This is a genomic window from Pseudoalteromonas sp. SR45-5, from assembly GCF_014163565.1.
Taxonomy (GTDB): Bacteria; Pseudomonadota; Gammaproteobacteria; order Enterobacterales; family Alteromonadaceae; genus Pseudoalteromonas; species Pseudoalteromonas distincta.
In genome coordinates this window covers 1-13041 of sequence record NZ_JACJDN010000042.1, presented here as the reverse complement: position 1 = coordinate 13041, position 13041 = coordinate 1, and the positions used below count along the sequence as shown (strand labels likewise).

At 40.2% G+C, this 13041-nt stretch carries 12 protein-coding genes; 3 read left to right on the top strand and 9 right to left on the bottom strand.

The genetic code is table 11. The features are described from left to right. Window positions 1-174 precede the first annotated feature (174 nt). The 8 genes from H5072_RS03190 to H5072_RS03155 all read right to left on the bottom strand — a co-directional run bounded on the left by H5072_RS03190 (window position 175) and on the right by H5072_RS03155 (window position 10799). Complete coding sequence (locus tag H5072_RS03190; RefSeq protein WP_182692669.1) at window positions 175-966, bottom strand: sterol desaturase family protein; 792 nt, start codon at window positions 964-966, stop codon at window positions 175-177. Further along, on the bottom strand, window positions 959-1639 hold the full coding sequence (locus tag H5072_RS03185) for a CDP-alcohol phosphatidyltransferase family protein (RefSeq protein WP_182692667.1): 681 nt from the start codon (window positions 1637-1639) through the stop codon (window positions 959-961). Before H5072_RS03185 ends, H5072_RS03190 begins: the two co-directional genes overlap by 8 nt. Before the next feature lie 32 nt (window positions 1640-1671). Beyond that, window positions 1672-2310: an ATP-binding cassette domain-containing protein gene (locus tag H5072_RS03180; RefSeq protein ID WP_182692665.1), complete on the bottom strand. Its 639-nt coding sequence runs from the start codon at window positions 2308-2310 to the stop codon at window positions 1672-1674. 71 nt (window positions 2311-2381) lie between these two features. Then, entirely contained in the window at window positions 2382-4136 is a 1755-nt protein-coding gene (locus H5072_RS03175; RefSeq protein ID WP_182692664.1) for an ABC transporter permease, read from the bottom strand. Next, complete coding sequence (locus H5072_RS03170; protein WP_182692662.1) at window positions 4133-5467, bottom strand: ABC transporter substrate-binding protein; 1335 nt, start codon at window positions 5465-5467, stop codon at window positions 4133-4135. The genes H5072_RS03175 and H5072_RS03170 overlap by 4 nt, the downstream gene beginning before the upstream one ends. After that, a complete protein-coding gene (locus H5072_RS03165; RefSeq protein WP_182692660.1) occupies window positions 5454-6272 on the bottom strand; it encodes a DUF547 domain-containing protein in 819 nt (272 codons plus the stop codon). Before H5072_RS03165 ends, H5072_RS03170 begins: the two co-directional genes overlap by 14 nt. Window positions 6273-6274: 2 nt before the next feature. After that, complete coding sequence (locus H5072_RS03160; protein ID WP_182692659.1) at window positions 6275-8428, bottom strand: FAD-dependent oxidoreductase; 2154 nt, start codon at window positions 8426-8428, stop codon at window positions 6275-6277. A gap of 10 nt (window positions 8429-8438) precedes the next feature. Continuing rightward, window positions 8439-10799 (bottom strand): TonB-dependent siderophore receptor, encoded by a 2361-nt coding sequence (locus H5072_RS03155; protein WP_182692658.1) that lies wholly within the window; start codon window positions 10797-10799, stop codon window positions 8439-8441. 417 nt (window positions 10800-11216) lie between these two features. On the opposite strand from H5072_RS03155, the gene H5072_RS03150 reads away from it, so the two are divergent. Then, window positions 11217-11630 carry a hypothetical protein gene (locus H5072_RS03150; RefSeq protein WP_002960120.1) on the top strand — a complete coding sequence of 138 codons (414 nt, stop codon included), beginning with the start codon at window positions 11217-11219 and terminating at the stop codon, window positions 11628-11630. Between the two features lie 93 nt (window positions 11631-11723). Here H5072_RS03150 and H5072_RS03145 read toward each other — a convergent pair whose 3' ends face one another. Next, a complete protein-coding gene (locus tag H5072_RS03145; protein ID WP_008134499.1) occupies window positions 11724-12149 on the bottom strand; it encodes a hemerythrin domain-containing protein in 426 nt (141 codons plus the stop codon). Between the two features lie 331 nt (window positions 12150-12480). On the opposite strand from H5072_RS03145, the gene H5072_RS03140 reads away from it, so the two are divergent. Both H5072_RS03140 and H5072_RS03135 read left to right on the top strand, forming a co-directional pair. After that, on the top strand, window positions 12481-12735 hold the full coding sequence (locus H5072_RS03140) for a hypothetical protein (protein WP_076924239.1): 255 nt from the start codon (window positions 12481-12483) through the stop codon (window positions 12733-12735). Window positions 12736-12794: 59 nt separating this feature from the next. After that, window positions 12795-13041, top strand: a 247-nt coding sequence (locus tag H5072_RS03135; protein WP_182692656.1) for a hypothetical protein, incomplete at its 3' end; no start/stop codon positions are given.

Here is a 13041-nt window from a genome sequence, read left to right as displayed (position 1 = left end):
GTGAGCGGAATATTTTTTACGTCAAAAAAGTAGGAAAGGACTTAACAATTAAAAGGTTAGTTACAGGTATATTTATAGTATTTAAGGAGTATTTTGTTTATACCAATCTACATAAAAGCAATTTTAAGTGGATTGGTATTGTAAGAGATAAAATATGCTTGTTTTTACTTGTTTTTACTTGTTTTTAAAAGGCATTGTAAGTAACCCCAAAAGCGACGCATTTTGCTTTTGGCTTGGGTATTCTTTTAAGCCAATATTTATATCTGCGTCGGCTTTTTTTGCTTTATCTTTATAGCTACCAAATAATTTATCCCACCAAATTACACTAAAACCATAGTTTGAGTTAGTTTCACTAACCACTTGGCTATGGTGAATTCGATGCAAAATTTGCGTCATTAGTATTAAACGCAGTGGTTTTTCAATGGCATTAGGTAGGCGTATATTTGCATGATTAAATAGTGCTAAACCATTAAGTGCTATTTCAAAAATAAGTACCGCAATGGCAGGTACGCCAAGAGCTGTTACTGCAATGAGTTTTATAAGTATGCTCAGCACAATTTCGATAGGGTGAAAGCGCAAGCCCGTACTTGTATCAACATGTGCATCGGCGTGGTGTACACGGTGCAAGCGCCATAAAATAGGCACTTGATGAAATAATCTATGCTGCCAATAAATTAATATATCGAGTAAAAGTATGCTCAATATAATAATTAAACTGCTTGGTAGGGCTATTTGATTAAATAAGCCAATGCCGTGCTCTTGATTGTAAAGTGCAACAGCGGTTAACCCAATAGGGACCACTAAGCGCGCAATAACTGATGAAGCAAACACTAATCCAAAATTAGCAAACCAACGTGTACTGCTTTTAATAGGTGCTTGGCGAGCAGGTTTTTGCCATTCAAGCAGCATCATTATAATTAAAATGCTAAAAAAGAAGCCTAAGCGCCACCATACTTCATTAGTCATTTATTACCTCAGAATTTGCACTGTTAGGCACGTTTTCAGCTGCTTTGTTAGCATCGGCTTCTTGTCGCTTAAGCGTGTGATAACCGCCATGTATACGGGTAAAAATAGTTATGCCACACGCAATAGCAAAAATGCTCGCCATAACAGCAAAGTGCTGCGGCCAAATACAAAATGCAATAAATAGCGCTATTGTTTCAGTGCCTTCGGTTAAGCCGTTTAAGTAGTAAAAGCTTTTATATTTAAATTGCGGTTTTTCGAGTTTAAATTTTTCGGCGGCAATCGCAAAAGCTAAAAAGCTTGAGCCCGTACCAATAAAAGTGGCAAGTAATAACGATCCCGCTATCGCGTTTTGCTCAGGGTTTGCCAAAATAAAGCCAAGCGGAATAGCCGCGTAAAATAAAAAGTCGAGTGTGATATCTAAAAAGCCACCCGCGCTTGAACTTTGGTTTGCGTAGCGTGCTAATGCGCCATCAAGTCCATCTAAAATTCGATTTAAAGCAATGGCAACTAATGCGCCGTACCACATTTCAAACGCCAGTAATGGCACGGCTAATAAGCCAACTAAAAAGCCTACCACGGTGAGCTGATCGGCGGTTATGCCGCGTTTATGCATAAGCATAACCACAGGTGTTAAAAGTGGCTTAATTACAGGGGTGATAAATTTGTCTAGCATGTTTTTTGCCTTATGCGTTTAAAGCTATGTATTTAAAGTGCGCTATTTAAAGTTATGAGTTTGCCATTTGCAGCGTCAGCGTCGCTATGGTCATGAGTTACCATAATTGCAGGTAGCTTATGATCGCGTATTTGGCTAAACACGAGTTCGCGTGTATCAACACGCAGTTGGGTGTCGAGTTTGCTAAAGGGTTCGTCGAGTAAAATGGCTTTAGGTTCGCTCAGCAGCATACGTAATAATGCAACACGGGCTTGCTGCCCGCCCGAGAGGTTATCGGGGTGACGATTACCCATGTCTTTAAGACCGACTTGCTCAAGTGCGTGTTCTATTTTTTCAAGGCGTTGTTTTTTATTACCTTTTTGCATTGCAAAGGCAATGTTACCAGCAACAGTTAAATGCGAAAACAATAAAGCGTCTTGATAAAGCACTCCAATATGGCGCAAGTGTGGAGGGGTGTTATCGATATTTTGACCATTAAGCCACACCTCACCATTGGCCTTAAAGCTACTTGGTAAAGTACCCGTAAGCCAATTTAATAAGCTTGATTTACCACTGCCTGATGGGCCCATAATAGTCAGAATTTCACCGCCATTAACTTGCTCGTTTAAGCTAAGTAACAGCTCATTTTGGCGATAAAGCTGACAATTTTTAATTTGTAACGATGACTGCATTAAAAAACCTTAACCCTGATAGTGTTAAACATGGGTGCTTTAAATATGTGCACGTTTAAACTCGCGTACTTTTAAGCACGTGCACTTTTGAAAAAATATTTAGGTAAACCCCATGCCAGTATAAATCCAATAAGCGGCAGTGCCATTTGCATAATAGCGTACACGGCACTGGTGCGTCTGCTTGCGCCATTAGCAAGCGTAACGGCTTCGGTTGTTATTGTGGCTATGCGCCCGCCGCCAGATAAAAGCGTGGGGAGGTATTGTCCAAAACTAATAGCTAAGCCCAGTGCGGCTGCAATTAAAATCGGGGCAAACAACTGAGGTAGTTTTACTTTAAAAAACACCTTGCATGGCGCTGCGCCTAGGCTTGCTGCAACATGAGTAAAACGAGGATCTAAGCGCCTATAACTGCTCGCAAGTGACAAAAACACATAAGGCAACACAAACAGTAAATGCGTAAGTACCACATTAAAAAATGCGGCTTGGTTATTTACCAATTGTTGTATCCATACTAGCCCAAATAAAAAGGCAATACTGGGCACTAATAACGGTAAGTAAATAATTAAACTGGTAAAACGAGAAATAGGTTTGTCACTCAACTGCTCTGATTCTAAACACAATAAAGTAAGAATAATGGCAAATAGCGTGGTTACTAAACCGATTGCTAGCGTATTAAAAAGCGGGCTGCCCATTTGCATTAGCGCACTTTTAAAATGCAGTAGTGTAAATTGTTCAGGCATTGCATCTGGAAAGCGCCAAAAACCTGCAACCGACCACATAACTAAACCAATAAGTGACAACAGTATAAAGCTAATTACTAATGCGGTGAGTACGACCGTTATTTTTTGCCAATAAAATCCGCCGTATTCGCGCACTCCATTAGTGAGCGAGTCGCTAAATAATACTTTTATGGCTTTTTCTCCGGCAAGCCAAAGGGCTAACAACCCGCCTGTAACAGCCAGTTGTAATAAAGCACCTGCTGAGGCTTTAATACGCAGATTTAAATCAACATCGTTAAACCAATGCATTATTGCAACGGCCAACGTGGGTGGTGTATTTGGGCCTAAAATGAGTGGCATTTCTACACTGGCACTTGCATAGGCAAGCACGGCTAAAAGCGGCAAACGCAGCAGCGGATAAAGACTTGGCAATATTACTTTAAAAAAGGCCGTCATTGGGCAATAACCCAAGTTAAGCGCAACCTTATGTTGTTGGCGTAATTTTTTGCCAAGCTCAGGTTGAGCAAGTACGCCCAGTGCCATTAATAATAAAAAGGGAAGCTCTTTGAGTGTTAAGCCTAAAATAATACTAATACCGAACGAATCATGCGGAAACATGCCGTTTGGCGCAAGTTCCCAGCCGCTTAACCAAGGCGACGCTAAGCGTGAAATCATACCTGAAGGGGCAATTAAAAACCCCACCGCAATAGCCGCGGCGGCATGAGGTATAACTAATATAGGGCTCAATAAACGCTGAATTCGGTTGAGCCACGGGCTATTAAAAAACGCAGCTAAAATCATTAAGGTAATGATAAATGCAAGCAAAGTACTTATTAAGCCCGTTGCAACGCTTAAGGTAACCATTTGGGTAAGGCCAGGTGTTTGCCAAAGGGCATTAAAACCTTGCAAGCTAAACGTTGTTTGCTCAAGTACGGGCGCATAACCAAAGGCAGGCAGCAAGACGCTAATTAAGCCACCAAGTACGGGTAATATAAGCAGAGCGAGTAAAAATCGCGGGCTAAATTTTACAATGCGCGTAAACATATCGGTGCTGCACTGCGTTGTTGCTTTGGTATTTACAGGTACACTTTTTGAAATAACGCTCATTGGCTTACTCCATAACGGGTTTGCCAACCTTGCATAATGGCGTTTACCCAGCTTGGATGAGGTTCGCTCAATGTGCGTTTAATACTGTTTAAAGGCAGTGCACTTGGATGCGGTTTAGCCGTTTTAAATAAGGCTTGCTGATCGGGCGTTAACGTTGATTGAATAAGTACGCTTTTATCGCCCCATATATGCGCTTTTTGTTTTTGGGCTTGCGCCTCAGGGCTGAGTAAAAAATTAGCCACTAATTGCGCACTTTGCTGGTGGCTTGCATTGTAAGGGATTGCCACAAAATGGGTATTACTTAAACTGCCATCACTCATTGCGTAACTACGAATGCTGTTTGGTAAATCATAGCGTTTTACAGCTGCCGGTACTTCAGGTGCTGAAAAAGTAAAGGCTAAACTCAGCTCTGTATCGTCCACAAGGCGGCGCATTTGAGCACCACTTTGCATAAAATGAGTGCCACCACGCCAAAGAGTTGGGTGTAGTTTATCTAAAAAGTCCCATAGTGTGTTTAACACTTGTGCTGTATTTTTAGTTGTAGCTGGTTGGTTTAGCTGCGCTTTAATATTTTCGCTGCTGTGCTTATGCAGTACAACTAAGGCGTATTTTAAAAAGCTCATACCTAAAAAGTCAGGTGGCTTTGGGTAACTAAAGCGACCAGGGTTTTGTGCGCTCCAGTTTAATAATTCGTTTAATGTCGTCGGCAATTTATTGTTTGCCTTACCATTTATTGCAATGCTGTCGTAATAAAACGTAAGTGACGCTTGCCCCCATGGCGCTTCCATCCCATTGGTAGGTAAACCAAAATCAAAGGTTACAGCAGGGTTATTAGCAGCATCGGTTAATGCAAAGTAGGGGAGTTTATTTGCCCATTCTTTCAAAAGCAGAGAGTGCTCACTCATGGTGGCAAAGTTAGCTCCGTTGATCCACATTAAATCTACGCTGCCTTGGTTGTTATTGTTTGCTGATTTTTCGGCAAGTACACGGCTTACTGCTTCGCTGGTGTCACTTAATTTCACATGCACTAGGTTAATGTTGTACTTAGTTTTAACTTGCTGTGCTGCCCATTGAATATAAGCATTTATTTGCGCGTCGCCGCCCCATGCATAAAAGTATACATCTTGATTGCTACCAAGTGCTTGAACTTGTTGCCAGCGAGATCCCTGTTGTGTGTTTATTACTAAATTACTTTTACTATTTGAGTTAATAACGGTATTAGCAAACGCGATGCTCGAAAAAACAGCTAAATTTGCGATTGCACAAACGCAAAACGCGACACAGCAAAAGCTGTATCGCGCCAGTGTTTGCCAAAACTTAATGGCGAACATTTAAATCCCAGTTATAGTCTAAAAATTTAACTTTCATGTCATCATTTTTAAGTGCTTTTTGCTGAGCGGGTATCAGTTTAAGTGCATCACTGTATTGCAGGAAAAACTGCTGTAGCGTGTTTGCACCTCTAAAACCTTTTTCAAAGTCATCGCCGTACCATTTAAATATTGAAGACACGCTTAGCGTATTTTCTTGAGCCATATTGCGTGTCATATCTGATAAAAAGCGCACTGTTTGCTCTTGCAATTGGCTCTCTAAATCAGTGGCTGTATAGGCTTCTTCTCGAAGCGCTGGGCAACCAATACTCGCGCAATTTACTGCAAAGTGAATACGTGGGTCGTTGTATTTACCGCTGCCACGTATTAAACCATGCTCTATATCATCAAGGCTGCGAGTTTTGCCAAGTAATGGCACAAACTCTTTACTCCATGGTGAGCTAAAAAAGCTCCCTAAGTCTTTAATTGACTTAATATCAGGGTACTTAGTCAATATAAGTTCAACAGTCCACGCATTATAAGCATTGATTAAAAAAGCGAGTTGCTTAGGCTTTTTCCACGCGTCAAATTCGCTTTGCGTTACAGCCGTTAACGAATCTAAATACGTTTTTAGCTGTGCATGCTCACGTTTTATAGCAGCGTAATCAACCTCAGTACTGTGATTATGATTAATAGCGACAACATGCTTATTTAACAATGCATTCCAGCTATCGTGCATGTTTTGGGCTTGGGCCGAAAATGACGTTGCAAACGATGTTACAAATAAAGCCGAACCAAGTAGCAATGCTTTTAGAGGTGTTTTAAACATAATTAACCTCGACGCCAAGTGTGGTATTTTTCAAGCAAGTTAAGCACTTTTTCAGGTGCATGAGCGCGTTTCCACTCACCTGCTGCGTATTTGTTACCTTCAGCCCAAGTAGGGTAGCTGTGTATAGTACCGAGTATTTTGTTAAGGCCTAAACCGTGTTTCATTGCCAGTACAAACTCAGCAATTAAGTCGCCAGCGTGTTCAGATACTACAGTAACACCCAATATTTTGTCTTTGCCTTTGGGTGTAATCACTTTAATAAAGCCTTTTGTAGCGCTGTCGGTAATTGCACGGTCTAGCTCTTCAAATTCAAAGCGAGTAATTTCGTAATCTATGCCTTTGTCTTTTGCGTCTTGCTCGTTTAAGCCAACACGTGCTACTTCTGGGTCAATAAACGTAGTCCACGGAATAACACGGTAATCTACTTTAAACTTTTTAAGATGACCAAATAAGCCATTTACCGCTGCGTACCAACCCTGATGAGCTGCCACATGTGTAAACTGGTATGGACCTACAATATCGCCTGCTGCAAAAATATTAGGGTACAGTGTTTCTAGGTATTCGTTAGTTACTACTGTGCGGTTTGTTTCAATGCCTAGCTCTTCAAGACCGTAACCTTTAAGGCGTGCACTTCTACCAACGGCACATAATAGCTCGTCGTATTCAATATCTATTTCTTTGTCGTTATGTTTAACAACAATATATTTTTTACCATCGCGAGCTTCACAGCGTAGTGCTTGGTGCGATGTTAAAATATTAACGCCACTTTCGGTTAACGCTTCGTGAGCAAAAGTAGACACTTCAAGATCTTCTTTGATCATGATGCGCTCCGCCATTTCAATTTGCGTAACGCTTGAACCTAAACGAGCAAAGCTTTGTGCTAATTCGCTACCAATTGGACCACCACCAAGTACTACAAGTTTTTTAGGTGCCTCATCTAGCTCTGCAAATTTATTCCACAATGTATCGCTTGTTACATAGCCAGTTTCTTCAATACCAGGTAGTGGCGGTACAAATGGGCGTGCGCCAGTTGCAATAACAATAGTACGAGCGGTGAGTGTTTGCGTGCCACCGTCGTTAAGTTTAATTTCTACAGTCCACGGGTCTATTAATTTACCGTAACCTTTTACAACATCTACGCCTAGGTTGGTGTAACGCTCAACACTGTCGTGTGGTGCTACATCGGCAATTACTTTGTGTACACGTGCCATTACTTTTTTGAACGAAAACTGCGGTGTCGCATTTTCTAGGCCGTAGTTTTCACCATGGCGAATTTGTTCTGCAATTTTAGCGCTTTTAATGACTGCTTTACTTGGAACACAACCATAGTTTAAACAGTCACCGCCCATTTCGCCCGCTTCAATAAGGGTTACTTTTGCTTTAACAGCAGCGGCTATATAACTTGTTACCAAACCACCTGCGCCTGCGCCAATAACAATCATGTTACGGTCGAATTTTTTAGGCTTAGTGTAGTTTTTGTATACGCGACGCTTTTTAAACACGTTTAAGATTCCTTTTGCAATGAATGGGAATATACCCAATAAAGCGAATGATAAGATTAAGTTGAATGATAAAATTCCAGATAAGCTTTCTATTTGCGCCAGTTGTGTACCTGCGTTAACAAATACAAATGTACCGGCGAGCATACCTGCTTGGCTTACCCAGTAGTAAGTCCAAGACTTTATTGAAGTAACACCCATTAGTAAGTTGATTAAAAAGAACGGAAACACCGGCACTAATCTAAGCGTAAATAAGTAAAATCCACCTTCTCTTTCAACGCCTGCATCAATGGCGGCTAATCGCTCAGGAAAACGTTGTTTAATAGTGTCACGTAGTAAGTAACGCGATACTAAAAAGGCAAGTGTTGCGCCAATAGTTGAGGCAAAAGATGCAACCAATAAGCCTTCAACTAAGCCAAACAATGCACCTGCGGCAAGTGTTAAAATAGCGGCGCCTGGTAAAGAGAGAGCAGTTACTACTACGTATAGTAAAAAGAACCCACCAATAACGAGTAACGGTGACTGCTCTTTGTATTGGTTAAACTGATCCATCGATCCTTTTAAGCCATCAAGCGTAAGTAGTTGGTGTAAGTCAAAATGAAAGAACAGGCCGACGGCGGCCGCTGCAATCAATAATAGAAATATTTTTTTAATCATGTTCTCTCTCTTAAAAACTATGCGTAAGGGTTAACTTGGCGTTAATTGGCAACTCAGGAAAAGCTAAAGTTGCACCAAAGTAACCGCCTTCAAATACTGGGCGCCAGTTTTTTTGATTCGTCACGTTGTTCACATCTAATCGTAACTTGGTATTAGGCGTAAAAGCATAGCTAGTATTTACGTTTAGGGTGTACTGATCACGAATTTTTACTGTCGCCAAAAAGTCTAATGGGTAACTCTTTGTATATAGACCTGAAAAACCCGTTTGCCATTTCGAATTAATTGAATAATTTCCGTTAAAGCTGAAAGATTGCTCAGGGATGCCCTGAACTTGGCGGTTTGAAGGTGCAAACGCGGTAAAGCTAGGTGCGCCAACACTGGTACCTGCAATAATATCTGGACGTGAGTTGTCAAATGCATCTGCTACTTGCGCTGAATCTTGGCTACTTGCAGAATTATCGTAGCGAGCATCAATATAGCTGTAGCCGGCACTTAACCAATAAGGGTAAGCATCATAGAATACTTGGCTTTCAAAGCCGGTAGTACGAATGCCGGTATTACTACCATCGCGATTACGTAAACTACGACGTTGGCTAAACACTGCACCATCGGCGTACCAATCACTGTCGGTTGGTGCGTATTTTAAACCGAATTCAACTAAGGTATTTTCGGTTGAAAAGTTTTGCGCGCTAATCGTGTTGTCACCACCAAGAGACGTGCCGCCAGCCATGCTATTTGATGTGGCTTCGTTGTAACTTGCTGCACCATAAGTGGTGTAATCACCATTTAATCGGTAATTAAAGCTTACTTGCCCCGAATGTAGCTTATCGTTAATGCTATCGCTCGCTGCAATTTCACCCTCTGGTGCTATTGGGTCGTGCGCGTCTACGTCATAAAAATCAATGCGGTAGCCAACACTTGTATGAAACTTATCTGTCCAATCTGAATCTTGCTGAATAGCAAAACCCGTTTGCCATGAGCGCGAATCGGTAGTGTCTGATAAGTTAAAGTCGCCGCTGCCATCGTTATTAATATCGTACTGACCACCAGGGGATACAAATACACCTGGACTAATTTCAATTAAACGCGCTTGTTGTGCATCAGCTAAAGGAATGCGGCGATTTGAAATTGGGCCAGTTAAATCAATAGGTAGGTCGGCTTCTGTTGTAAATTGGCTGTAGCCTAGCACGCGGTTGTAACGCACATCAAAAGCAAAAATTGTTTGCTGTTCGTTGCTCCATTGGTAAGTCAGTTCGGTACGGTTCTGCGCGGTATCGGCACCATCTATAATTTCAACAAAGCTATTTTGTGCAATTTCTTCGCGTTGTAAGTGCTGAAAATACGTAATGTTTTTTATTGATGCGTTGTTTGAAAGTTCACGCTTATAAATACTGTGTAGTAAATAAGTAGTGGCTTCGTTTTGATTGTCAGGGTCGGTAAGTACTGTACTACGGTCTATTTTTACTTGCCCAGTAGGTGAAACAATAGAACCTGCCGCTGGAACTGTACTGCCATTTACTTGCACGCCTTGGCCGGTAATATAAAGGCCATTATCTATTAGCGCTTGAGTAGGGCGGTTAATACCTGCGTTATCGGTAAATTCAACTTGGTATAACTCAAAGTTAATATCCCAGCTGCTCTTGTCATCAGGTAACACCCTAAGTGCTGCAAATAGGCTGTCGCTTTTCGTGCCCGAAAAGTCGTAGTAACTGCCGTTATCAATGTGTTCAGCGCTTACTCTAAAACCTACTTTGTCTTTTACTATAGGTGCACTGTAATCAACTAAAACACTGTACTGATCCCATCGTCCTGCAGATACCGTTGCTTTGCCTTTACTGTCGTCAGTTGATGCTTTTTTAGAATGTAAGTTTACAAAACCACCGTTGCGTTGGCTTGAACCAAATAATACCGGTGGCGCGCCTTTTACTACATCTATTTGTTCTATAGAGTTGAACGATAACGGCACACCAAAGCCATTATTACCTGCTTGGCGGCGTGTACCATCTTGGAAAAGCTCACCTAGTTGCCCACGAATAGTAGGTAAACTTGGTGCCCCAAAACCACTGGCTGAATAGGTATTAGGGCTGACTGCAAGTACGTCTTGTAAAGTCGTAATATTGAGTTGTTCTATTAACTCGCTTGAAATTGGTGTTACTGAACGGGCTATATCTCGTAGAGCTAAGTTGTCGCCAAAAGGGCCGTCTACAGTGGCATTTTTAACCGAAAGACCTTGAGATTTAATAACTTGGCCTGCCACCTCAATACGCTCAATTGCGCCTTCTTTTGCTGTTTTTGATTCTTCGGCTGCAAAAGCATTAAGTGGTGTATTTAATATGGTGGCTAGGGAAAGTGCTAAATATGCGTGTTTCAAACGTTTTCTCTCTACGGTTAAAATGTTGTTGGCGATAAAGACCGAAAGGATTAAAAATAACTTTCAGTAAAATTTTGATTCTTTTTGTTTTTTAGAACATAACAAAACAGATGCATTATAAAGATGGTAATTAAGTAGTATTGTTTTATTAGTTGATAAAATATTAATACAGCGATTGTACTAGACTGAATGTAAATATATGCTTTTAATAGAATTTTTAATTATAGACTACTTTCAACCTGCTAACATTTTAAAAGAGTTAACTTTTATGCAGCATTTTTAAATTACTTAAATAAGCTTCACTTTTAGTACTGCATGGCTTAACTAATGAATTTAATTAAAAATTTTTGAAATAAAAAATAACTTATACGGTCTAGGTTACTTCTACGTTTATTAATATTCATTTAAGGAAATTTTATGACAGGTTCAATGAATTCTGATGTGCAAAACCGTTTGCAGTGGTCACTTTTATCTTTGCGTTTAGGCGTGTTTATTGTAATGGTTATGTGGACATTCGATAAGTTTGTTAATCCTGGGCATAGCGCACGTATTTTTGAACATTTTTACGGTATTAGTGGCTCTACAGATATAGTGGCTTACATTATTGGTGCGGTGCAGTTAGTGCTTGTTTTAGCATTTTTAGCAGGTATTAAAAAGCGTATAACGTACGGTATCATTTTTGTAATGCATGGCTTATCTACGCTTTCTTCTTACAACCAGTACATAGATGGCTTTAATAACTTATTATTCTTTACTGCATGGCCAATGTGGGCTGCGTGTTTTGCACTTTACTTATTACGCGACCAAGACGTGAAATTTACTGTAAAGTAATAAAGTACATACAAAAAAATTGGTTATAAGCCATAAGGCTTATAACCAATAAGTACACAGGGAGTGTGTGGAAGTCGGTTTGCGTGTTTACAACTAATGCATAGCGTCGTTGTATTGCTCAGCAAGGCTCTCTTTTTGCCCTTCGGTAAGTGCTTTACCCGCTAATTGAAACACTTCGTGTTCTTCTTCACTTAAATGATGATGTACCAAATGGTGTAGCTTTTTAGCTGCAACTAACCATGCAGACGAGCTCATTTCGGTATCTTCAAGTTGTTCAATTAATTCATCAATTTCGTGATGTTCAGCTACGCTGTGGCGCGCTTTTTCATGAGTTAAGTCATCAAACATAAGTGGGTTATAAAAGTAACGTTCTTCAAATTTTGCGTGATTTTCTAATTCTGTTTTTAGCTCATCCATTAGCGTGTGGCGCTGCTCTGTGTCGCCGTGTGTTTGAATAAGCGCATCTACCAATTCTCGTTGTTTGTCATGGTCATGACGTAGTGCTTCAAAAATATTCATAACTAGTCCTTTTACAATTTATTTGCTTATATCATTAACTAGCAAACTAAATGCCAAATATTAAGTTATTGTATTTTAATAAATTTAATTTAATCTTTTATTCTTTGGCTGCGATCACTGTAAATTTTACAGTGATATGAATGCAATAATTTCAGGCTTTTGCGTAGTTCAATTATAAAAGTGAGTATAAATCCCTACAGAACCTTACAAATATTTACTGGTTGTTTATTTTATTGCAGTGATAAAGTGTCAGTGTTATTTGGGTACAACCTATATATTACTCTCACACATAAATGCAGGTAGCACGTTAACTTAATAGGATAGTTTAAGGATGAACATAAAAAGCCCCGTCGCCGCATTATTGCTGTGCGCTTTACTGAGTGCATGTAGTACAGCCCCGCGTTCTGACCCTAACTTATGCATTGAAGAGGCTGAAATGGTTGATCGAAATGGCGCTCAAACAAGCTCACAGGTTTACAATCAATGCATTAGCGCACAAATTAAAAAGGATGAAAAAAATAACACTTTTTTTGATGCCATCGGTACGTTCTTTTTTGAATTTTTTGTAATGGTGGTAGAAAAGTAAATAGGCTAACTTGCAGCTGTAATTTAAAGTAAATAAGTTGCGTAAAAATAGGATTAGTTATGAAGCAATTGTTGATAGCAATTTCACTTTTTTTATTACTAAGCGCTTGTGCGGCAAAGCCTTACGCAGGCTCGGCAAAATGTATGGAACAAGCAGATATTGCATACGAAACCGGTACACGTAAAAATGAGACATTAGATAATGAATGCAAAGCTGCAAAAGTAAATACGCCTAATAAAGAGCTTGAGAATCATGGCTTGGTTGATAGAAGCCTTTCACAGCTAATCGTTAGCTTTTTAAATGGCG